The sequence below is a fragment of the Bacillus sp. SD088 genome, assembly GCF_017355205.1.
In the GTDB taxonomy this organism is placed as follows: Bacteria; Bacillota; Bacilli; order Bacillales; family Bacillaceae_C; genus Lederbergia.
Map to the genome: position 1 here is coordinate 80,311 of NZ_JADIJK010000009.1, position 24,008 is coordinate 104,318.

Below are 24,008 nucleotides of genomic sequence, written 5' to 3' on the forward strand. Positions count from 1 at the left end.
CCATATCTATTTGAAAAGTATTCTAATAAATCAAGCGGATTTGATCAATATATAATGTTCCAGTCGTCTTATTCTCTCCCTTTGTCGCCATATACCGAAAAGGTGCTTCCATTTTTAAAGGCAGAATCCGGTCTTTCGGTATTTTTGCCTCGACATATTTCCACCCTGTCCATGAAACCCCCATTTCCTTCTCCGTATAATCGATGGAAAATAACTGACTATGTCCATCTCGTAATTGTCCCCTTAACCAGTGACCATGTCCATCTCCATAAATCCACATTCCTATTTTATCTGGATACCCTTCCAATTCAATACTTCTTTTCGGGGTAACATAGACACCTGATATCCCTTTTTGATTTAAAAAATTATAATCGATTCTTAAGGCATGATGCCCAAAACGAATAGGGTCATCAGGTCCAGATGCTAACCGCATATGAATGGCTGTATAGCGGTCACCTTTTATAGCCCAATGATTTGCCCCATTTTCAAAATCCTCGATAAGATGGGGCTCTTTCCCGACTTCAACTTTTAGCGATGCGGACATATCTCCATAGCGAACCGTAATGCTTCCACTTCCCTTTTCATCGAAAACAATGAATTTCCCTCCCGGATGGATCTCCCCCACAGTTCCATCGAATGTCCACTCCAATAAAAGGGGATCGAATATTAGCTTTCCCCCTTTATGATAGGCTTCCACTCCTATTTGGTATACAGATTTTGGCTCAACCGTTAGCTCGGATTGTAAGAAAGCGAGTTTCGTACATGTATCAACTACCTCAATTTTACTAACACCACTTTTGACACCATTTATCTTTGCTGACACCATTCCATTTCCTGGCTTGAAACCAGCTTTAAAATAGCCGCTGCTATTCATTTCTCCAATATGGCTATCAACGGACCACACCACCTTATCTGTTATCTGTTTGGCATGATAAAAAGCATCTGTGCCTCTAACTTTAAAAGTAAACGAACTTCCTGCTAGGATGGCAAGTTCTGCGGGATAAACAAAAAGTTTCTTTAACTCTCCTTCTTTCTGACAGTTTACAAGAAGAAGAGTGTTAGCCACATCCCTTTCTGCCCCATCAGATGGTTGATTGATTATGATCGGTGTTTGCTCACCTGGTAATCTAGCCAACATTGTTGAAGATCCTCCACCATCAAGATTAACGGCAGAATAAACACCATATGCAAGCATTAGCTCCGCTAGCTCTTTAAGCGAAACACCTACACTATAACCCGTTTTTCGACCATCGACTACGATAAGTAGAACAGTCCCATCCTCTTTTATTCCAACAGCTGTTCTAGGTGCTATGCCCGTATCTGAAGGTATTGTTTCCTTCATGAGCATCCCCTTATCAATCAGAAGATGATTCCCACCAACTGCTTCTTGTACATTCATCCAATCATCTGAAAAAGTAAAAGCTAATTCTACTTTGTCTCCTGCTTTTATAGATTGTAACCATTCTCGAACTCTCCCATGGCCTGCAAGGAGCAATTGCCCTTCCGTTAAAGTAATACTTGCTTCTTCAACAATATGTTGAATTCGACCTCCTACAGACTGCCCTGATTGGATCACATCATTGGTCGTATCGACAATAATCTTTACTGCGTTGTCGACGGTTACATTTATTTCACCAAAAACATTTGTATATAAAACAAGTGGATAATCTAACAGCTGTTTGTTCAATGCGATCGGACAGGGGAGCTGCTGTACTTGATCATTGACCTTTACAGTGATTGATAAATTTGGAGTGCCAATTACAGCTGTACCGTCTTTCTTAAATCCTATCGCCGTACGCCCATTTGATGATGTTAATATTTGCCCTTGATGAACAATCAAATTAGCGGGTAAACCATTCGACATATCATAAAAGTCTGCATTGATTCCTGCAACAATGCGATGTTCTGAACGATTAACAGCGGCCGCCTGCTCCGTTGCTTTTTGCATCCCTACAACGTTTCCATAAGTTAATCCAGCTTCAAAGCGAATTTTATCTGCTTCTAGCTTAGCTTCAATGATATGAAGATGTTGTTTGCCAGAAATACTATAAACCTCTTCTGAAAACTGTCTGACGCCCGGAGCTATCGTCTGTATCTTAGTTTGGTTAACATTCTGCATTTCCACACCCTCTTACCGCTATTTATCCCGCATTAACGGGCAATAATTCCTCCGCGTCTGCACTAGCACATCCTCTGCGTCGAAAAAAACCCAGTGATTGAAGTTTCACTTTATTTTACTATAGTAGCTTCCTATAATCTTCCTCTTTCATCAATCCCCCTATCCTTCCCTGCTACTTGACCAATGAATATATCATTGTTATTCTAGCTCCATTGTATATGGTTCTTCTATTCTTATAAAATGATACTAGAAATAATACTGGAGGTTATGCTTTGAGAGCCATTTTAAATAGGATACCAATATCACCTAAAAAATTGGTGTTTTATACGCTGTTAATTCTTTGTTTTGTTGCCTCCATTATATTTGTTCAACATAATCACTCTTTGTTTGAACGACCAATTGCAAAAGTGATCGAGGTCGAGCATGTCGAGACCACTGATTTGATAGATATGAATGATAATCATGACAAACTCACGACACAACATATAATTGCAGAATTAAAAAACGGAAAGGAAAAGGGACAGCTCATCCATTTAACCAATGAGTATTCAATTTCCGGTGCTTATGACCAGCCTTATCGTGTGGGCAATGAATTATTTGTTTCCATTGATCATAACCTGACCGAAAATCAAAAGCTTACTGGTAGTATCCAGGATGTAAAGCGTGATCATTATATTTTATTCGCCGCATGGGTGTTTATCTTTATCTTGCTGATTGTCGGAAAAAGGCAGGGATTGTTTTCGATTATCAGTTTGGCTGTTAACGCGCTGTTGCTCTCCTATGCTTTGGATATATATATCCAGCACCCTAATATCAGTTTAGTCTGGATATGTGGAGTGGCTGCCGTTTTATTTACAGCCATTTCATTGTTACTTGTGAATGGTTTTAATGAAAAAACATATGCCGCTATTATTGCAACCTTATTCGCCACCCTTCTTTCGCTCTTCATCACCTATATAGTGCTGTGGTTAACGAACGAAAACGGATTACGCTATGAAGAAATGCAGTTCTTAACTCGCCCTTACCAAATGGTATTTATGGCTGGGCTATTTGTTGGATCTTTAGGTGCTGTCATGGATGTGGCGATTACAATGTCAGCCTCCATCTTTGCTTTATATGAGCAAAATAACGATATTTCTGTAAAAGCTTTGAAAAATTCCGGCTTAGATATTGGGAAGGATATTATGGGAACGATGACCAATATTCTATTTTTTGCCTATATTAGTGGTACGATTCCAATGCTGATTTTATATTTAAAAAACGCCTCACCATTAGGCTTTTCCCTTTCTATGAATCTTTCATTGGAACTAGCACGAGCTTTGGCAGGCGGGATTGGGATCGTATTAGCGATTCCGATTGGTTTATATGTGTCCATTTATTTCGTTCAACGAAAGAGGAGAAACTTATGAATGTTTTCTTATGGTTAGCTATCATTTTAGGCGTTCTAATGATTCTGATCGGTGGAAAAAAAGGCGCTAGATCTTTTCTGTCTTTATTCTTAAATTTTGCTGTGATCCTCCTGATTGTCCTATTTATGACGGCTCCAAGTGCGAATCCGATTATTTTAACATTGATCGGATGTACAGTGATCAGTTGTATAAATCTGTTTTTCATAAATGAGGTGAATAGTAAAACGACAACTGCGTTTATTGCCACCATCATTACGATTGTGATTCTGATTGTTTTCATTACGATTTTATCTGAAAGATCGATGATTCAAGGCTTTGGTGAGGAAGAAATGGAAGAATTAGGAATGTTTTCTCTTTATATTGGTGTGGATTTTGTCAAAATAGGTGCCTCTGTGATTATTATGAGTACTATCGGCGCCATTACAGATGTAGCCATCTCCATTACTTCTCCGATGCGGGAAATTTTCCTTCACCACCCATCCATTAGCAGAAAAGATTTATTTCGTTCTGGATTAAGTATTGGAAGAGATATTTTAGGAACCAATACAAATACATTATTTTTCGCCTTCTTCGGAGGTTATCTTGCCTTGCTTTTATGGTTTAAAGACTTATCCTATTCTTTAAGTGAAATTATCAATTCAAAAATATTTAGTGACGAAATGATCACGATTTTTTGCTCTGGTATTGGTATTGCCTTAATTATCCCCATTGCCTCTTGGCTTAACGCCTATTACTTGACGAAAACTCGGGACAAAGTCGCAGAATAACTTTCTACTGATAAATTGAAAAACTCGGGCACCTTACAATTACCCGAGTTTTCTCTTTATCCCGCATTAACGGGCTCTCTTCAATTTTAAATTACTTCTAACAATCTTGAGCCAAATCAGGCACAGTGCTTCCTCAACAACTGTGCCCGTTTGCAGAGGGAATCCCGAATCCACACTAATTGAACTTTCACTTTATCCGATTCGACACTCTGTCAAAATTTTATCCGTTAATTTACAGCCCAGTCCGGGTTCTTCCGGTAAGGTGTAGTAGCCATTCACGACTTTTATCGGATCTTCCCAAATGTCCGCAATCGATTCATAACAATGCTCGACCATTGGTACATTCGGGGTCGCAGCAGCCAATTGAGCGTGTAATTTCTGCTGAACATTGGTGTGAGGGATCACCTCTAAATTATAGCAACGAGCAAGAGCCGCTACATCCAGCCATTCGTCGATTCCTGATAGTTTTGTCGCATCCGCTTGCACAATATCGACCGCGCCCATTTCAATATAATCCCGAAAATCGTATTTTGTATAGACTGTTTCCCCAATGGCAATCGGTAAATCCAGCGAATGTGCAAGTTCTGCATGCGCTTTTTTATCGAAAGGATTCATCGGCTCTTCTAACCAATAGACATCTAATTCCTCCAATTTTCGCCCCCATACTTTCGATGTCTTTAAATCCCAAACGGTATTAACATCAACCATTAATTTTATATCATCGCCAATCGCTTTACGTACCGCTTTGACTCGTTTAAAATCTTCTCTTGGATCAGGCAATCCTAATTTCATCTTTACAGCATCATAACCACGTTCCACTAGAGTGAGCATGTCTTTAATAAGTTGATCAGTCGTAACTTGGAGCCAACCACCATCAGTGTTATAAGCCTTCACTCTATCCTTAACTGGACCTAGATATTTCCATAAAGGCAGGTTGGCTACTTTTAGTTTTATATCCCAGAGGGCTAGTTCCACTGCACATAGAGCAACACGGGTGACCCCAACTTGTCCGATAAAATGATTGGTATAGTGAAGATCGCGTAAAAGTGTTTTGTACATAAGTGGGTCTTTTCCAATAAGTTTTGGTGCATACGTATCATCAATAATTGCTTGAACAGCTCGCGTTCCCTTAGTGTAATTCCAGTTAAATCCCCATCCGCTTATGCCTTCGTCTGTATCCACTCGTATCGCAACAAATTCAACTGATTCCAATCTTGTTTGGGAATCTGTGATCGCTCGTTGCTTTAGTGGAATATCCAATAAATAGGTTTCAACCTTGGTTATTTTCATTTTCAAGCACCGCCTTTATAATTAATTGACAAATCATCTGGTATTCGTTTACCTTAAGGTTTTTCACGAAAAGCTGGATTTCCTTTCCCCGCAGGACCAACTAAATGGAGCTGGCCATAGCCTTTGACAGCTTCATGGGTTCCGTCAAAAGCAGGGTCGACATATTGAACAAACCATTTTTCCAGTTTCCCTTTCATATCTATTAAGATATTTTCGCAGGCTGGATTTTCAACTAGATTCTCTTTTTCATCCGGGTCTTTCTCTAAATGATATAATTCATGCGGTCCATAAGGATAACGATGGATATACTTCCAGTCTTTCGTTCGGATCATCCGTACTGGTCCATATTCATCATAAATGACAACATGGTCATGGGCCTCCGCTTGCCCCCCTTTTAATAAGCCGTAAAAGCTTTTTCCAGGAAGTTTGTTTGCTTCGGTGTTTTCTATACCAACATAGTCCAATATTGTTGGCATAAAATCATAACCACTTACCAATTCCTCGCACACTTTATCTTCTGGGATAAGCCCTGGCTGTGAGAAAATTGCTGGAACTTTTACGGAAGTATCATACATATTTTGCGGGAAAGTCCCATTCCCTTTCCCCCATATGCCATGATGTCCGCAATTAAATCCATTATCACTGAGAAAACAAATAAGTGTATTTTCGCGGATGCCCATTGTTTCAATTTTTTCTATGATTCTACCAATATTCTCATCCATAGCCGTGACAGCAGCAAAATAGCCTTTTAAATTTTCCTTTCGATTATCTGCCCAAGGAGCCGTGTTAATTTGCCAGTCGTGTTTCGGTTCGTTTGGAATGGAGTCGAATGAGCAATCATCATATGAATCAACAATTTCCTGCGGATGACTATTGATCCAAGGATCGTGAGGAGCCGTATAATGAACACTTAGATAAAAAGGTTGTTCCCCATCTTGATGATCTAAAAATTCAAGTGCATCATCTGTAATCACATCTGTTAGATAACCAGCTTCATGGACCAATTCTCCGTTTCGAATCATTGGAGCATTATAATACGGTCCACCTCCCCTTTGATGGACAAACCAATGCTGAAACCCTTTTTGCGGGTTGACGCTATCGCCTAAATGCCATTTTCCACTTAACCCACATACATAATGATTTTCAGCCAAAAATTCCGTATACGCTTTCTGACCTTGCAAATATTCGATGGCTTCCTCTCCCACATTCCCTTCTCTAATCCAGTCTTGAACCCCATGCTGGGAAGGGATTCTTCCTGTCAGCAAGGACGCCCGAGCGGGAGAACAGACAGGGGATGTACAAAAGAAATTAGAAAAACGCATACCCTCCTTAGCCAAATGATCTAAATGCGGAGTACGAATTTCATGATTCCCAGCACTGCCAAGTGCCCATGCTCCTTGATCATCACTAAGAATAAAAACAATATTTGGTTTGTTGATTATTTTCTTCTTCATCCTTTCAGTCACACCTCGTATCCATATATTTCTTTTAAATTTATATTCGCATTCAGCATTTTCCAAACTTGAAAAACTAGAATATCGGATTCCAAATGATTATATATTTTTTGGGAAGACAAGAAAAAATCAAAATATTATTTGACTAGATAAAATCCTCTGTAAGATCATCTCTTTTAGAGTAGCAATTACCTCTTTCATCGAATAAGAAGCTGCTAAATTTACTTGTTCATCTGGATCCTCCCTAACATTGAAAAGAAGATAACATTCTCCATTTTTATTTAGTGCAATTTTCCACTCATCTGTCAATAGCATTACTTCACCATTAATTTCAGAGAAAGCTGAGTTTCGGTGACTTATTTTCTGATTATCCAAAACAGGAATCAAAGATTTTCCAAATTGTAGATGCTTTAAATTTCCACCTGCTAAATCTACCAGAGTAGGTCCGATATCATTTAATTCTACCACACCATTGTAAACAGTTCGCAAATCGTTCTGTTGTTTTGTATAAGGTGTGCGAACCATAAGGGGAATATTCACCGATCCTTTTAGAAAGTTTTCCTTATATAGCAATCCATAATCACCCAACATTTCTCCGTGATCTGAGGTAAATACGATAACAGTGTGATCAAGCTGCTGCCTTTGCTCAAGTACTTCCAATATTCCACCAATTTGTTCATCAATTAATGATATATTACCTGCATAATCCGCTCGTAATCTACTTATTTCCTCTTCTGTTAATGGCGGAGAATTGCGTGGGGTTGCCATTAAGTCATCTAGATACCCCTTGGAACTCCTCTCCCCCTTAGATAAAGGTCTAGGAATTGCTGATGGCATCGACTGAGGATCATACATACTTGCATATGGCTCCGGAGTATCCCATGGCTCATGTGGACCGCCAAAACTCAACATGCAAAACCATGGTCTCGTATCGTTATATTCTTGCAAATATTTTTTTGCTTTTTGTGCAATATGGACATCAGCATAATCTTCTAAAGGAAGAGGTGATGGTCTTACTACATATTCTTTATTTAAAAACCGTTCCTCAAAATCATCTATATACCCACTTAATAAACCTTTTTTCTCCCATTCTTCTGTCATATAACTTTTAGCCAACCTGTTCGCCCTTGGACCAGCAATTTCATAAATGTCCTCAAACCCATAAGATTTCATTAAATATTCTCTATCTCGCAAATCTCCCTTATGTCGATGGAGATGAGATTTACCAAAAATACTTGTCCTGTATCCTGCTTCCTGAATAGCCTTCATCCAAGTAGGGGTCCCCTTTTCCATATCATAGTCTACATAAGACCATACTCCTGTATTATGAGGATATAATCCAGTGGCTAAGGAAATACGGGCAGGAACACATACAGGAGAATTTGTTATGCAATTTGTAAATAGAACTCCCTCTTCTGCTATTCTATTTAAGGCGGGAGTGTTCATCCATGGGGAAATTTTCCCCAATCCATCCCACCGAAATTGATCAGTCATTATAAACAAAATATTGGGTTTCCTCATGACTTCACTCCTAAAAATAATACATCCTTAATGTAAGATTAAATCGGCATTTCACACTACCGTGGTTAAAGCATGATTTCACATCGATCCGTCAACTTGATAGGGTTACTCCTTATCTCGATCATGGAAAATATATAGAATTTGGCCTATCACCATTTATATTTGGATTTTTCATATCTCTCTTGATATTTCGGGGAAATCAATGGCGCTTTACCAGCTTGGTTTACAAGCTTATCTCCATCCGTTAGCCCTGCCTTCCTAGGTTCTAACACTTTGACCATCCGGCTTCTCCATTTTTGTAATAAAGCTTGATACTCTTTGTGATTAGCTAAATCGTTACTCTCTTGTGGATCGCACTGAAGATCAAATAATTGTTCCCTATTTAACCTCGGCAACCAAATATATTTTATTTTGCCATCAGTCAAATATTGTGTTTCTTGCGCTTCTGCATAACAAGCACTGTGCTCTCCGTGAATATACTTTCTAGAAAACTCTTGATCTCCCTGCAGCAAACCTTTTAAACTTATTCCATCAACAGAGTCAGGAATATCTATTTCCAATGTATCCAGTATGGTCGGCATCAAGTCTTGTAGCTGCACTGCTTGATCCACTCTTTCTCCTTTTCGCTCGATTGACTTGGGAAGCTTGATAATCAGTGGGATTTTAGCGGATCCTTCATAAGCGTATGTTTTCCTCCAAAGACTATGATCGCCTAACATATCACCATGATCAGAAGTGAAAATAACCAAAGTATTATCCCATTGTCCTGTCTTCCGGAGATAAAATAATAGTCTACCAATCTGATGATCTATATGGGTAATAGATCCATAATATCCCGCTCGCGCACGCTGTGTTTCCTCTTCACTCCGCATGCCTCTCCAAGCGTCCGGATCTAGAGCTTTCTGTTTAGGTCCGTAAATCAAATTCCAGTCTCCCGAAAATGGTTTTGGCAATTCCTTATGATGGTACATATCAAAATAGTATTTTGGTGGATCATAAGGAGAATGTGGTCTGGCAAAAGAGGTCATCAGAAAAAATGGTTTACTAGGATCACGTTTCTGTAAAAAATCTAGTGACTCGTTCACCGTCCAATTTGTCGGATGAAGATGTTCTGGCGCATGATAAGGCCTTGCCATCCATGAATTCCAATTTACGCCATGATCGATTATTCCGTAATCTCCATCCTTATGCTGATTAAACCATTTCTTATAATCTGATGTAAAACCAGGATCTTCTTCCCGGCCAGATTCATCTAAAACCGTATGATGAAAACCATTTAAAGCTCTTTGTGGATAAAAATGCCCTTTGCCAACTAGTTGAGTATGATAACCCGCAGCCGATAATTCCCCTGGTAGAGTATGAGGAAATCCCACGCCCATTGGCTTCTGTCCCGCTCCCATCCCTAATACCCCAGTATTCCACGGATCCATCCCGGTTAGTAAAGCAGCTCTTGCAGGGACACAAGATGGACTAGGCGTGTAAGCATTGGAAAAATTCACCCCCTCAGATGCTAACCAATCCAGATTCGGTGTCTCTATCACTGGATTATCATTAACACCTATGCAATCGCCACGTTGTTGGTCTGTCATAATAAATAAGACATTATAATTTTTCAACTGTTTTCTCTCCTTTTATTCGTCGGGGTAGGAGTCTTCACTACTTTTTATATAAGAGATTATGCCCACCAAACCCTTGGCATCGAAAGTGGTTCTATACCAAGTTCTGCCCACGCATACTCTAATAGTAAATCTGCTTTGATCCCGGCATATTCTGGATCATCCCAGCGGTTATACATCTCCCTTAGGTCTTCTTGTAAATCGAATAACTCTCCATATGTTTGATTATAATAGATCGTTAGTTTATAGCGTTGATTTACATATGTCTTCATATGAAGTGCAGTTGGCTGTGTACGATTCTCACATAAAATATGCTCCCTTGCTTGTTCTGCTTCCCCTAACCATACCTCTTTTTGATCTCTACCTGTCATCGTATGGGGGATTGCGATGTCAGCAAAGCTTAAAAATGTCGGAGCCAAATCAACAAGGGATTGCATTGCTTCTGTCGTTTTTCCAGCAGGAACTCTCCCCGAAGAGCGCACAATAAAAGGCAGCTTAATTACATCTTCATAATGAAATCCACCTTTGTCATGTAGACCATGTTGTCCGAAAAAATGTCCGTGATCGGTTGTAAAGACAACAATCGTATCTTCAGCCAGTCCAAGCTCATCTAATCGATCTAAAATTTTTCCGATATACTTGTCCATCATACTAATCATGCCATAATAGACGGCCATATTTTGCCTGGCCTCTTGTTCCGTTATATGCGCATGGGAACGAAAACCAATATTGCCTATATCTGTTTCCTGATAGGCGGAAAAATTTGGGTTCTCTTCTTGTGTTAATTGAAAATGAGGCGGGTTTTTATCATGCTCTCCCGGTACAATCTTTGGTAAAGTTAATTGTTCTGGGTCATACATCGTATCCCATGGTTCTGGCACAAGATAAGGTGGATGCGGATCAAAAAAACTAGCCCATAAGAAAAATGACTCATCTTTTTCCTGATACTCTGTTAGTTTTGCATTTGTCCGTTCAGCTATCCATGTATTATAGTGATATTTTTCCGGAATCGCCCATTTGTACTTTTCATCAGGATCCATTGTTCCTGTTGGTGGTAAATAATAGTCCCGCCAATTCTTACAGCCCTTTTCCTCCATCCATAAGGCATAATGTTGACCAACCAAATGTTCATTTGTATGATTCCTTGTGAGTTCAATGTGCTCAAAACCATAAAAAGGGCCGTTAAATTTTTTCCAATAATCCAAATCCGTTAACAAAGGGTAGGATTCAATTGATGAATATTCTTCGGTATCTTTTAGTGGTTGAAAGTGGGCCTTGCCAATCAATCCGGTTCTGTATCCGTTTTCCTGAAGCACCTCCCCAACCGTTACCTGCTCCTCAGGTAATTTTGTTCCAAGCGACCAGGCACCATGTTGACTTGGATACGCACCAGTGATAATCGATGCTCTTGACGGTGTGCAAGTTGGATTTGGACAATAGGCCCGATTGAAAACAGTTCCCTCGCGAACCAAGCGATCTAAATTAGGTGTTGAAATCTCACTGTTAAAAGCACCAATTGTATCCCAATGCTGTTGATCACTTGTAATGAGTAATATATTTGGCTTTTTCATCATTATACCTCCGTCTATCTCACATTTTTTTATCTAGCCTTCATTTCATCGGTTCTTCAATCCGAAAATTAACCAAAACCGCCGCATGATCAGATGGAAATTGGACAGGATGTGTATTAATCTTCCTCGCAAACTGTGGATCAAGCTGGGTGCCATGCAGATAGATATAATCAATGCGATCACTAATATAATCATCCTGCTCCCAGGCGGGCCATGTAATGGCTGGGTCCGCAACCGGATCAGGATGAATTTCCCGATATGTATCTCTATATCCTGCTTCAGCCAATATAAGTGACTGTGGAAACGGGAATGCATAGCCATTATGGTGTGATCGAGTTGCTTCGACCCAATCTAAATGAGAACCACTGTTAAAATCGCCGCATAATAATAGAGGCTCTTGCTCTGACTTTTCAGTTAGTGGTTTAAGTGCTTGAAGTATCTCTCTCAATTCATTTAACCGTTCCTGCTCGCCTTCAAGTAACTGAGCTTGACTGAGATTCGCATTTCGATGCAGTTTCTCCAAATAATCGCTAAGATAATGTAACCAAATCGAGAATACATTCACATATCGTTCCTCATTTAGGCGAATCCGCGCTCCACCACAGTGAAATGCTTGATAGTATGGATATGTATCAATAATTGGATAGCGACTTAAAATGGATAAATTCGAGCTCCTCAAATAGAAATAATAACCAAGAGCATCTGCAATTATAGGGCCAGAGCCATATGTCTCCTGCATCATAATCAGATCTGCATCACTATCTTTTATCACATCAATTACACGCTGAACACCGATCTCAGCTCCCGTCTCACGTCCACCATTCCAGATGTTGAACGTCATCACCTTGAGATGTTTGCTCTGCCTATCTGGAACCCGCCCAAGGTGGCGATATTGAGAAAAACGTTTCGCAATCTGTTTTGATGAAAGTGCTTGATCATCTATCCACACCTCATCAATCAGTCCTGGAAAGGATTCACAATCGCTTTCATTTTTCGTTTCTCCACCAATCCAGAGCGACTCAGCTTGATTCCACATTTGTTTTGTCTGTAAAGTAACACTATAGATCCCTACATTCAACCCATTATAATACAGGCGAATTTCCGGTTTTGTGGCAGAGTACGTAAAGGAAAGAAAATGCCACTGCCCATCACGAATCGATTGTCGACTAGCTGTAGGTTCATATGTATACGTTTCCGCCCCTTCAGTTGCTTGCCAATACCAGGCACCATTTGCTTGAACTCCGATTTTCCATCCTATCTTACGGCCCTCGATCTCATGTGTCGCAGCGATCAGATCAAATGAACGATTCTCAAATAAGCCATTTAATCGGTCGCCTTTCACCCATACACTGACAGTAAAATCACCTGAATAATTTCGTAAAGGATTCGTCTCACATACAGCTTTCCGTAAAGAAGCACTGGCACTCAGATCAAGCGCTTGCCCGTATTTCCCTTCAACTTTTCTGGCCTTTGTCTGAGAGTAATCTATGAGCCAACGAGGTACCTCCGCTACAAATTCCGTCATCCTATCCCTCCTAAAAATTATTTGTTAGGATTATTGATTCTATCTAGTAGATCGCTACTAAAGGAATGGCACTCACTCTATTATGGAATGAATGCCATTTTGGAAATCCCTTTACTAGCTTTATTCAAAACTGCTTACAATGCGGGTTCAAAAAGGAACAATGTCATTTTTACCGGCCTTTTTGAACATCTTCTTACATTAATTATTCTTTAAAACTATCATAATACTTTTGATGAATATCTATCAACTCATCTAGGCCCATTTTTTCCAATTGTTCAATATAGTTATCCCATTTCAAATCCACATCTCCCTCAATAATGAATTTCGGGATCGTTTCATCAATATAACCGTCAATATCGGTCGTTAAAATCGATAAACGCTCAGCATCTTCAGCACTATACAAGAGATCGGGGTATATTTCTTCTGGTTGATATGGCCCATACATTTCTGCATATTCCATTTTTTCTTTTTCTCCCGTATCTAATTCAAATTTTTCAAATGTCTCCTGTAGGATCGCATACACTCCATAAGAACCAGGAGATTGTTGATGCCTAAACTCTTCGTAGCTCGTTCCTTCTGGCACTTCACTCTTAACAATCTTCTCGCCATCTTTTTCCAAATTGACGCCAAAAGGTCCTGCATAAACTTGAACAGCTATCTCTGGATCAAACATTTGATCAACCCACTTCATTGATCGTGCCGGGTTCTCATTGGCGGATGTAATGGAAAATCCTGAAAGGCTTAATGAACCGGATGAGCGATTCCACATTTGCTCTCCATCTGGCCCCTTTAATGGCGGTATCGCCACATAATCTTTATCGAGAGTACCAAAGCTAGAGAATTTCGACCAAGCAAAATAGGCACCCAATACTGGAGTTGCAGATTTTATTTTCGAATCATACACATTAATATCATGAGTAAACGCTTCTGGATCGATTAATCCTTCTTTGTACAATTCGTGCATCCATTTCACATATTCTTTATATTCATCTCTAACAGGCGCCAAATACACTTCCCCGTTTTCAACACCCAGCTTACGACCAACGACTCCAAACGAACCACTTAAAGAATGGGGCCCACGAATTTCGTTACTATACGTAAAGCTAAACGGGATTTCATCTTTCTTTCCATTATCATTCAAATCTTTATCTTTAAATGCTGTTAACATTTCTTTAAATTCATCTGTTGTTTCGGGAATGTCCATCCCAACTTCATCTAACCACTTTTTATTTACAAACAAGGCGTCATTTGAAGTACTCCAAAGATCTTCAACATAGAGTGGTAATGCATAGATATGACCATCTGGAGCTGTGATCATTTTTTCGATTTCTGGTCTCTTTTCAAAAAATGTTTTGATATTTGGAGCATGTTCTTCAATTAGATCCTCTAAAGCAATTAATTGACCATTGCTTCCATACTTGACGATATCATTTGCCCCTAAGGTCCAGGCAGAATAAAAAAAGTCAGGTAAATCATCACTTGCAAACATTAAGTTAATTTGCTCCTGCTGTGTTTGGGGAGTGGCGTTCGTCCACTTAATTTCTGTGTTCACATTTTCAGCTAATTCATCTAGAAATTCCATATCAGCCCAATCTGTTGTAGCCGCAGGTGCCTTTACTCCAAACCCGTTTAACGTAACCTTCTCCTCTCCTGAATCTTCGATTGCTTCACTCGAACTGTTTTTATCCTTTCCACTACATGCCCCTAATATAAGTAGGACCAGTGCAACAAAAACCAGCCATCTTTTTCTCATTTCTTTTCCCCCTTCAGTTTAATTATATATGAATAGATCCATTATCCTTTTATGGATCCGATCATAACACCTTTTACAAAATGCTTTTGTACAAATGGATATAAGACTAACATTGGCAAACTCGCAATAATTACAACTCCATACTTTATTAATTCGGAGATGTTTTGCATTTCAGATTCCATCCCAGCCAAGGCTCCTGAATCCGTCACTTCATTCGCTTGGGATAAAACCAAAACTTCCCGAAGCACTAATTGAAGAGGATGCAAAGCAGAATCACGCAAATAAATCAGTGCGTTAAAATACGTATTCCAATGACCAACAGCATGGAAAAGGACCATAACGGCAATAATCGGTGTTGATAGCGGTACAACGATTTTCAAGAAGAAATTCAAGTTTGTACAGCCATCTATCTTCCCTGCTTCTAATAATTCATCTGGTATAGTACCTTGAAAAAAGGTACGAACAATAATCAGATTGTAGGCAGAAATGGCGTTAGGTATGACCATCGCCCAAATCGTATTCACCATGCCAAGATCTTTTACCAATAGATAGGTCGGAATCATCCCGCCACTAAAAAACATGGTGAACACGATAAAAAACATAAACATATTTCTACCAGCTAGATCTTTCCTTGATAGGGCATAACCACCGGTAATCGTAAGTACAACATTGATGGCCGTTCCTAGTACTGTGTAAATAATTGAATTTTTATAGCCTGTCCAGATCTTGTCATGATCGAAAATCATTTCGTACCCTTTAAAGGTAATATCCTTTGGCCATAACCAGATTTCACCATTATTAACCGCATCAGGACTGCTAAAAGAGGCAATCACCATAAAATAAAGCGGATAGATGGTGATAAATAATACAACCATAAAAAAGAGTGTATTAAAAAGATCAAATATCTTATCACCTTTTGTTCTCGCTGTAAGATTCATTCAAATGGCCTCCCTTCTACCATAGACTGTTCTGTCCAGCCTTTTTAGCTGTCTGATTGACAACAATGAGTAGGATAAAATTGATAACTGAATTAAATAGCCCAACCGCCGTTGCATAACTAAATTGAGCTCCTAAAAGTCCAGCCTTATATACATGGGTTTGGATAATCTCTGATGAAGAAATATTCACGGAATTTTGCATTAGGTATACCTTTTCAAACCCGACATTTAGTAAATTCCCCATATTAAGGATCAATAGAATAATCACGGTCGGTAATATTCCCGGAATATCTATGTGCCATATTCTTTTTAGCTTACTCGCACCATCCATCACAGCTGCTTCATGCAAGTCAGGACTAATGGATGTGAGTGCTGCTAAATAAATAATCATCCCCCATCCAAGGCTTTGCCATACACCTGAGAAAACAAATAATGGTTTAAACCATTCCGGTATGCCAAAAAAGAAAATAGGATCCCCGCCAAATAGGGCAATGACCTGATTAATAATTCCATTTCGTGGTGATAAAAAAAGGTAAAGCATCCCGACTAAAACAACAACTGAAATAAAATGGGGCGCGTAAGTTACGGTTTGTACAATTCGTTTAAAACGACGGTTCACAAGCTGATTTAATAATAGCGCCATAATAATTGGGATTGGAAATACAGCAAATTCAAAAAGAGCCAATCCGATTGTATTTTTTAAAACTGTCCAGAATTGATAAGATTGAAAGAAACGGATAAATTGGTCAAAGCCGATCCATGGGCTCCCTAAGATCCCTGAAGCTGCATTGAAATTTTTAAAGGCAATTTGTACACCATACATCGGAAAATAATGGAATACTAAAAAATAGAGCAGTGTTGGTAATAATAAGAGATAGAGATCATAATTTTGCAGAAGTTTTTTTATTTTCTCCTTCGGTGTTCTTTTTCTCAACACGATTTGCTCCGTCTTTTGTAGTGCTGTTCCCCCTTGTTCTTTCATATTTCGTACCTCCTTTTCTTCTATGTAGAAATCTGATTGCCTTGTTGCAAACGGATTCACCATTTCGATTAAGTGATCCGTTCAGTGACCTAAGCTTAAAATATTTTTTCGTTTTTCCGCAATCAGTTATTTCACACGATATATGCCAAAACCAATTTTGTTCTATTTGGCTCTGTATGTGAAAACGAAACCAATATGCCATTTACAACCTCGTCTAACCCTTGATAAACCAACGATTTATGCGATTTTACAAGATATTGTCTATCTATTAAGAAACAAAAAAACTTGGCAGATGCCAAGTTTAAATTACATTTTTTTCTGTATGTTTTTTTCTGAATTCCCCTGGTGTCATGTTTTCTTGTTGCTTAAATTTCCTTATAAAGCTGGAAACATCACTATAGCCAACTTGCATTGCAATCTCTTTTACCTGTAAATCGCTTGTTTTTAACAGAAGTTTCGTTTGGTCCATACGTATACGATTTAAATGCTGTAAGATTGTCTCACCTGTGTGCTTTTTAAAATAACGCATAATATAAGCTTCTGATAGGGAGAAATGCTCTGCTAAAGCTTGTATGGAAAACTGGTATTCATGATAATGATCTTGTATATATATTAATAAATCATCCAATAATTGCAGATCAGGCTGTGCCTGGTCATGAATGTCAAAAACATTCCGAATTATTTTTGTTACCATTTCTTCCATTTCCTCGGTAGAATGGAAATCATTGATTTGTAAAACATCTGGCAGCACATCATGCTTTTCTTGAGCAGGCTGAATATCCTGAATAATTCTCATAACCGTGCTGGACACATCAAACATCAAGCACTTCGCCATAAATAAATTCGAGTTAGAAGATTGGATGATTCCTGTGATTTTCATCATAATCTTCTCAACTTGCTCCATATTCCGCTGTCTTATACATAACTCTAGTTGGTCGACGATTTGCCGATCGTACCAATTCATATTCAAATTTTCCGCGGACGTTTCCGAGAAAAAAATAATCTGATTGATCCCTTTGATTAATTGGTAATGAAGCGCTGTTTCCGCTTCCAAATGAGACTTACCCATCTGGGTTGTATCACGGTAGCTATTTCCAACCCCAATTGTCACCGAAATATCGCTCTCTTTACTTATTTTTATATACCAATCATTTAATATTGAATGGTGGACTTCACCAGATAAGATAAAAACAAGCTTAGATGTTCCAAACAAATCGCCTAGATCGATTTGGTATTTTTCTTTATTTGGTAGATATGTAAGCCATTTCTTCACTTCACCGATTTTCATTGGATCATGGAGGATATTCTGCTGATGAAATTCCATCAACATCACATAATAGTCTGATTCCTTTAATTGTAAATGAATTTCCGCCCCTAACGCATTTAACTCCTGATAATCTGCAATTTCTCCTCGAAGTAAACGGATAAGTAAATGCTGTTGCATCACTGGCCGGCTTTTTTCAACATGTTTACTCAAGTGTTGGTTCTTCAACTCAGAATAATGCATTACTTCCGAAATTTTTTCTAAACCATGATGCTGTTGGATTACACGTGACCATTTTTCCTCCACTCGCCGGATCAAATTTCCTAGAGGTTTATAATTTATTTGCATGCCAATATAGATCAACAAGATTCCAATAAATAGTACGATCCCATAAGCTATCAACACATTATGCTTTACGCTATTAACATCTTTCATTAATTCTGACTCAGGCGTTAGAGTAAAAAAACTCCAATCTTGAAATTCGGATTTTACATGAGATACATAATATGTTTCATGATCTATGATGATGCTTTTAACCTCATCCACTCCATCTTGATTGACTTGCTTAATGAAAGCATTTAATTCGGGTTGACGATGATACAATCCTGCCACAACCTGATACTGCTCATCTAAAATAAAGGCATTTCCTGCCGAAGTGTTGACCACATTTTTCAACATATCTTGGATCATTTTTTCATCAATAAAAAAAAGCAATGTGCCATAAGGGTGCTTACTATTGAAAGGAACTGGTACACCGTACGTAATCATATCAACTGTTTTACCATTAAATATTCTTACCTTTTCCGGATTCCGTAGAAAAGGCTTTTGACTTTCATTTAAGGTCTGATAAAAATCTTCGTATGACCAATTTTCAAATTGAAAATAACTATCTGTAAAGGAAGGAAACGAATAGCTGGAATCACTAGAAAATAAATAATCATTGCCCCTAATATAATAAAACAGCTCATAGATTGAATCATTACCAACCTTATAGTTTAATATTTTTTTTGCTTTAAAGACGTCAAAAAAGTTGTTCACATAATAAGGCGTTAATTCATGCTGAGAGGATACTTGTAACGAAATCCTATGAAACTCCGATAATTTTGTGTCAAGGATATCCTTCATTTGGATCAGCTTTTTTTCATTCGACTCCATTACCTGTCCCTTTATATTCGCAAGTAAATAGAAATGAATAATCGAGCCAAGAAAAAGCACTGGGACAATTAAAATTAGGATATAAAAAGATAAAAATTGAAGACTGAGCGGAATTCTTATACGCCTTTTTTTCAAGTACCTCCCCCCTCCCACTTTGTCATCATCTGCATTCTCTAAGGTTAGTCTGTTACAGGATCAATAGCGCCTTTTCCGGCTAGCACCGCAACTATATTTTGAGCTGCACGCATCGCCATCTCCTCACGCGTTTTAGCTGTAGCAGAGCCAATATGAGGAAGCGTTACAACATTCCGCATGCTCAGTAATGGATTATCTGTTTCCACTGGCTCTTTTTGAAAGACATCAAGCCCCGCTCCATGAATCTCACCATTTTGTAAAGCCGTTATTAATGCTTGTTCATCCACCGTTTGCCCACGAGATACGTTTACAAAAATAGCAGACTTTTTCATTTGTTTGAATTCTTGTTCACCAATCAAATGATGCGTTTCTGGCGTTAAAGGTGTAAGCATCACAACAAAGTCAGCCCGTTGTAAAAGATTTGGCAATGTACAATACTCCGCATCATATTTTTTCTCTGCTTCAAGTTTTCGGCTCCGATTGTGATATAAGACATTCATATTAAATCCGAACTTTGCACGTTGAGCAACCGCTTCTCCAATTCGGCCCATCCCAATAATACCGATTGTCGCATGATGAACATCCAATCCAAAGAACTGATCTTCATCCTTCACAGGCTCCCATTGCTTTTCTTTCACATAATGATCAAGTTCGGCAATCCTTCTTGCTGTCGCCAACATAAGGGCCAACGTCAGGTCTGCCACTGTGTCGTCTAAAACATATGGGGTATTGGTTCCGATTACATTTCGTTCTTTTAAAGCGTGCATATCAAAATTGTTATAGCCGACAGAAACATTACTTACAACTTTTAAATTTGGCGCGGCTGTTAGTAATTCTTCATCTATTTTGTGCCAAGCCGTTAATAAACCTTCTACATTTGCGATTTCTTGCAAAAGTGTTTCCCGTGGAATGCGATCTTCTCCACGCCATTCTCTCACTTCACAATATTCCTTTAAATATTCCCTGACTTTTTCTGAAACAGATTGACTTAAATAAATATTTGGTTTCATTATTAGCCTCCTATTCTTTCAATAGACTCCCGGCATTCACCGAGTTAGATGGTACAAAGTTTTCTTGTCTTGTACTATTTTTTTAATTCTCCTCCTAAATTTTTTAGGGGATATTTCACTTTTTTGTAGAACGTCCATTCTTTATTGAGAAGATCATCATCTACAAATGGCGAGTCTACTTGTCAACGGTGATTTCCGTTCCAGGCGGACGCTTTCCGGGGGGCATGCGGTGAGCTTCCTCGTCGCTACGCTCCTGCGGGATCTCACCTGTCATGCTAATCCCCCAGGAGTCGCCACCTTCCACTCCAATCACTGAGATATTCTCTTGCTCACGGAAGTCAGTCTGACAATACCATATTCTACACGATCTTCCCTTTTGATTCTTAAGATCTTATACACAATGAAATTTTGTTCCCATATTTGTCGAAAACACTTGACTTTTTGAAAACACCACAATAATCGCCGGTGAAGGGATTTATTTCCTTACGAACGGTGATTGAGGTGTTTAACATGATGTGGTACGTCAGGATATTTGGAATCATGATGTGTAAGCATATCGATGCTTGGTATGCACATCAAGAAGAGAAACTGGGATTCCTAGAAGGCCATATTTTCTCTTCAATAGCTACTCTTTTTAATGAACCCCAAGGGATTGTTGCTTAGAAAAACAAAATCTGGTAAAGGTTGATTGGAGCGAAAGTGCGAGACTCCTGCGGGATCAGCGGGACAGGTGAGACCCCACAGGCGTTACGCCGAGGAGGCTCACCGCCCGCCCCGCGGAAAGCGAGCAACTGTAGCGGAAATCAACCACGCACTATCTTGGTAGACGATGTTTACAAAAACATTCTTTTTTTAAAAAATACACTTGTGACACTTCTTTGGCATGGCTTTTTTTGAAAAGGGCCTCGATTCCCAGTAAGCTTTTGGTCATTCGGCGGATTTACATCTTGAAATTCCGAGAGTCTATTTCAATTAATGTCACTGCACATTGCAGACTCTTCTTGTTGGCTATACAGACTTAAATAGCCAACAGAAGAGCTCCATGGAAACTTCCAGGTCGATAAAGAATCCCTGGATATGCTTAATGGCAAAATTTCAGTTCATTAATTGTAATATAAATTCTCTGTTGGGTATACTGGATCATTCGTAATATCAATTCCAAGCTTTTTCAAGGTTTGCTCGTTTTCTCTGTTCAAAATAACCGTTGAATGAGCTTGTGTGCCTTGTAAATTCGCCAGTTGGTGATAAGCCAGTTGAGCAGTGGGATTGGTGACAGCACTAATTGCTAATGCAATCAATAATTCATTAGCACTTAATATCGGGATTCTGCTGTTTAATCCTTCTGTTTTTAGACTCTGAATAGTTTTTAAAATCATAGGTGCTAATAGGTCAATTTCGTCGGCAATATTTGCCAGTGACTTCAATCCATTTAGAATCGCAGCTGCCGAAGCATCCATTAGAGATGTGGTTCGCCCGGTGATGATCTCACCATTCAGAAGTTCGATGGCAATCACCGCTTGCGGGTTCGTGCTACCTCCCCTTTCCTCAACTGTTTTTGCATAGTTGCGAGCATGCAATACAGGGACTCGATCCTCTTTTTTCAAGTCGATTTCTTCTAAGATCACTTCCATACGGCGAAGAGTCTCTTCGTCGGCCAGTCCTTTTTTATAATCATTTTCTACGGCGAAACTTCGCCGGATGATTTCCTGTTTTGCGGCCTCTTGGACGACCTGGTCATCAATTATAGCCGTTTTAAGACGATTGACACCCATATCAGTAGGCGAACTGTAGACTGATTCTCTACCGGTAATTTTTTCAATGATCCGTTTAATAACAGGAAAGGTCTCAATATCACGATTATAATTAATTGCCACTTCTCCGTGCGCTTCATAATGATAATTATCAATCATATTCACATCTTTTAAATCAACAGTGGCAGCTTCATATGCAATATTTATCGGATGCTTCAATGGTAAATTCCAAACTGGGAAAGTTTCGAACTTGGCATAGCCTGTTTTCTTTCCACGTTCATGTTCGTGGTACATCTGATTTAGACAGGTCGCGAGCTTTCCGCTTGCTGGACCAGGTGCTGTCACCACTACAATCGGCTTAGTCGTTTCAATATAGGGATTCTTGGCAAAACCATTCTTGCCGACGACCGCTTCTACATTTGTTGGATACCCTGCAATAGCACGATGAGTATAAACATTAACTCCATTCCGCTCCAGCTTTGCCATGAATACTTTGGCATTTGGCTGTTCTTGATAGCGTGTGACCAATACACTGTTAACAGAAATGCCGTATCCCCGATATTCATCAATTAAGCGTAAGACATCCTGGTCATATGTAATGCCATAATCTTCACGTACTTTATTCTGCTCGATGTCTCTGGCGTACACACAGATAATAATCTCTGCTTTCTCTTTCAGTGTAGCCAGCAATTTCATTTTTGCATCTTCATCAAAGCCCGGCAAAACACGCTTGGCATGTTTATCGCCGATTAATTTTCCGCCGAACTCCATATACAGCTTATCAAAGTGCTGTACCCGTTCTAAGATATAAGATGATTGTTCTTGTAAATATTTCTCCGAATCAAATCCGATTTTTTTCATTTTTCCTTCAGCCTGCTTTCGATGTTTCTAATAAGCCTATTTTACCTTTCTTACGTCCGTTCTACAATTAAATGAAATCTTTTCCTATAAAAGTTAGATCATGTATACTGATAATAGTATAAGTGCCAAGTTTAAGAAGCGCAATCACAGAGCAGGCTAAAAACAAATGAGAGTAAAGAAAGGAGCATGTCAAATGGCATTTAACGGATTTGAGCAACAAGACTTCGATACCTTTTTGATTGATAGCCTTGATGAACGGATGGCAGCCATCCAAGAACGGATCCAACCAAAATTTAAAGAGGTAGGGGAGATTCTGGCAACTGACTTATCAGCAATGATTGGTTCTGAAATGTTTTTACATATTGCTAGGCATGCTAGAAGAACCGTTAACCCTCCTCAAGATACATGGCTTGCGATCGCAGACAATAAGCGGGGGTATAAAAAACATCCGCATTTTCAAGTAGGATTGTTTGATGATCATGTTTTTATCTGGCTAGCTTTTATTTATGAATTACCGAATAAAGATAAAATGGCGCAAAATTTCTTAGATCATCTGAATAAGGTCAAGAAAACAATCCCTAATGATTATATGATTTCCCAAGATCATATGAAAAAGGATGCGCTTCCCTTGCGTGAGCTGGATTTAGAAAAAATACTGACTCGTTTTCGTGACGTGAAAAAGGCAGAATTTTTAATTGGTCAGCATCTTGCTCCAAATGATCCACTTCTCAAAGATGGTGATCGCTTTTTAGAATACGTTAAAGAGACTTTCAAATCACTTGTGCCACTATACCAATTGGCTTTTAAGTAAAGCAGGACTTCAATCAGTGGGGGCTTTATCTCCCACTGATTACAAAGAGTAAAAATAAAATAATAGGAGAATGACC

The 24,008-nt window shown here is 39.0% G+C and carries 17 protein-coding genes; 4 read left to right on the plus strand and 13 right to left on the minus strand.

The genetic code is table 11. From position 1 onward, the window contains the following. Nucleotides 1-22: 22 nt before the first annotated feature. Nucleotides 23-2,119: a phosphodiester glycosidase family protein gene (locus IPU53_RS09815; RefSeq protein ID WP_207450276.1), complete on the minus strand. Its 2,097-nt coding sequence runs from the start codon at nucleotides 2,117-2,119 to the stop codon at nucleotides 23-25. 272 nt (nucleotides 2,120-2,391) lie between these two features. Between IPU53_RS09815 and IPU53_RS09820 the strand changes: the two genes are divergently transcribed. Both IPU53_RS09820 and IPU53_RS09825 read left to right on the plus strand, forming a co-directional pair. Further along, nucleotides 2,392-3,528 carry a YibE/F family protein gene (locus tag IPU53_RS09820; protein ID WP_207450277.1) on the plus strand — a complete coding sequence of 379 codons (1,137 nt, stop codon included), beginning with the start codon at nucleotides 2,392-2,394 and terminating at the stop codon, nucleotides 3,526-3,528. Then, the gene (locus IPU53_RS09825) at nucleotides 3,525-4,295 is read left to right on the plus strand and encodes a YibE/F family protein (protein ID WP_207450278.1); all 771 of its coding nucleotides are present in this window, start codon (nucleotides 3,525-3,527) and stop codon (nucleotides 4,293-4,295) included. Before IPU53_RS09820 ends, IPU53_RS09825 begins: the two co-directional genes overlap by 4 nt. Before the next feature lie 192 nt (nucleotides 4,296-4,487). On the opposite strand, the gene IPU53_RS09830 is transcribed toward IPU53_RS09825, so the two are convergent. The 11 genes from IPU53_RS09830 to IPU53_RS09880 all read right to left on the minus strand — a co-directional run bounded on the left by IPU53_RS09830 (nucleotide 4,488) and on the right by IPU53_RS09880 (nucleotide 20,509). Beyond that, the gene (locus tag IPU53_RS09830; protein WP_207450279.1) at nucleotides 4,488-5,585 is read right to left on the minus strand and encodes a mandelate racemase/muconate lactonizing enzyme family protein; all 1,098 of its coding nucleotides are present in this window, start codon (nucleotides 5,583-5,585) and stop codon (nucleotides 4,488-4,490) included. A gap of 53 nt (nucleotides 5,586-5,638) precedes the next feature. Continuing rightward, the gene (locus IPU53_RS09835; protein WP_207450281.1) at nucleotides 5,639-7,039 is read right to left on the minus strand and encodes a sulfatase-like hydrolase/transferase; all 1,401 of its coding nucleotides are present in this window, start codon (nucleotides 7,037-7,039) and stop codon (nucleotides 5,639-5,641) included. Between the two features lie 129 nt (nucleotides 7,040-7,168). Then, nucleotides 7,169-8,560: a sulfatase family protein gene (locus IPU53_RS09840; protein ID WP_207450283.1), complete on the minus strand. Its 1,392-nt coding sequence runs from the start codon at nucleotides 8,558-8,560 to the stop codon at nucleotides 7,169-7,171. Between the two features lie 149 nt (nucleotides 8,561-8,709). After that, the gene (locus IPU53_RS09845) at nucleotides 8,710-10,176 is read right to left on the minus strand and encodes an arylsulfatase (RefSeq protein ID WP_207450285.1); all 1,467 of its coding nucleotides are present in this window, start codon (nucleotides 10,174-10,176) and stop codon (nucleotides 8,710-8,712) included. A gap of 59 nt (nucleotides 10,177-10,235) precedes the next feature. Then, nucleotides 10,236-11,750 carry a sulfatase family protein gene (locus IPU53_RS09850; RefSeq protein ID WP_207450287.1) on the minus strand — a complete coding sequence of 505 codons (1,515 nt, stop codon included), beginning with the start codon at nucleotides 11,748-11,750 and terminating at the stop codon, nucleotides 10,236-10,238. Nucleotides 11,751-11,787: 37 nt separating this feature from the next. Beyond that, nucleotides 11,788-13,272: a LamG-like jellyroll fold domain-containing protein gene (locus IPU53_RS09855; RefSeq protein ID WP_207450289.1), complete on the minus strand. Its 1,485-nt coding sequence runs from the start codon at nucleotides 13,270-13,272 to the stop codon at nucleotides 11,788-11,790. 202 nt (nucleotides 13,273-13,474) lie between these two features. Continuing rightward, nucleotides 13,475-15,025 (minus strand): extracellular solute-binding protein, encoded by a 1,551-nt coding sequence (locus tag IPU53_RS09860; RefSeq protein WP_207450291.1) that lies wholly within the window; start codon nucleotides 15,023-15,025, stop codon nucleotides 13,475-13,477. 41 nt (nucleotides 15,026-15,066) lie between these two features. Beyond that, nucleotides 15,067-15,963, minus strand: coding sequence for a carbohydrate ABC transporter permease (locus IPU53_RS09865; protein ID WP_207450293.1), 897 nt, complete (start codon nucleotides 15,961-15,963; stop codon nucleotides 15,067-15,069). Between the two features lie 16 nt (nucleotides 15,964-15,979). Beyond that, on the minus strand, nucleotides 15,980-16,945 hold the full coding sequence (locus IPU53_RS09870) for an ABC transporter permease (RefSeq protein WP_207450295.1): 966 nt from the start codon (nucleotides 16,943-16,945) through the stop codon (nucleotides 15,980-15,982). A gap of 301 nt (nucleotides 16,946-17,246) precedes the next feature. After that, on the minus strand, nucleotides 17,247-19,499 hold the full coding sequence (locus tag IPU53_RS09875) for a helix-turn-helix domain-containing protein (protein WP_207450297.1): 2,253 nt from the start codon (nucleotides 19,497-19,499) through the stop codon (nucleotides 17,247-17,249). 44 nt (nucleotides 19,500-19,543) lie between these two features. After that, nucleotides 19,544-20,509 carry a 2-hydroxyacid dehydrogenase gene (locus IPU53_RS09880; protein WP_207450299.1) on the minus strand — a complete coding sequence of 322 codons (966 nt, stop codon included), beginning with the start codon at nucleotides 20,507-20,509 and terminating at the stop codon, nucleotides 19,544-19,546. Nucleotides 20,510-21,019: 510 nt separating this feature from the next. Between IPU53_RS09880 and IPU53_RS09885 the strand changes: the two genes are divergently transcribed. Further along, nucleotides 21,020-21,172, plus strand: coding sequence for a hypothetical protein (locus IPU53_RS09885; protein ID WP_207450301.1), 153 nt, complete (start codon nucleotides 21,020-21,022; stop codon nucleotides 21,170-21,172). 440 nt (nucleotides 21,173-21,612) lie between these two features. Here IPU53_RS09885 and IPU53_RS09890 read toward each other — a convergent pair whose 3' ends face one another. Continuing rightward, nucleotides 21,613-23,121 carry a DUF1846 domain-containing protein gene (locus IPU53_RS09890; RefSeq protein ID WP_207450303.1) on the minus strand — a complete coding sequence of 503 codons (1,509 nt, stop codon included), beginning with the start codon at nucleotides 23,119-23,121 and terminating at the stop codon, nucleotides 21,613-21,615. A 193-nt stretch (nucleotides 23,122-23,314) separates the two neighbouring features. Between IPU53_RS09890 and IPU53_RS09895 the strand changes: the two genes are divergently transcribed. Beyond that, nucleotides 23,315-23,932 (plus strand): YktB family protein, encoded by a 618-nt coding sequence (locus IPU53_RS09895; protein WP_207450419.1) that lies wholly within the window; start codon nucleotides 23,315-23,317, stop codon nucleotides 23,930-23,932. The last annotated feature ends 76 nt before the right edge of the window (nucleotides 23,933-24,008 follow it).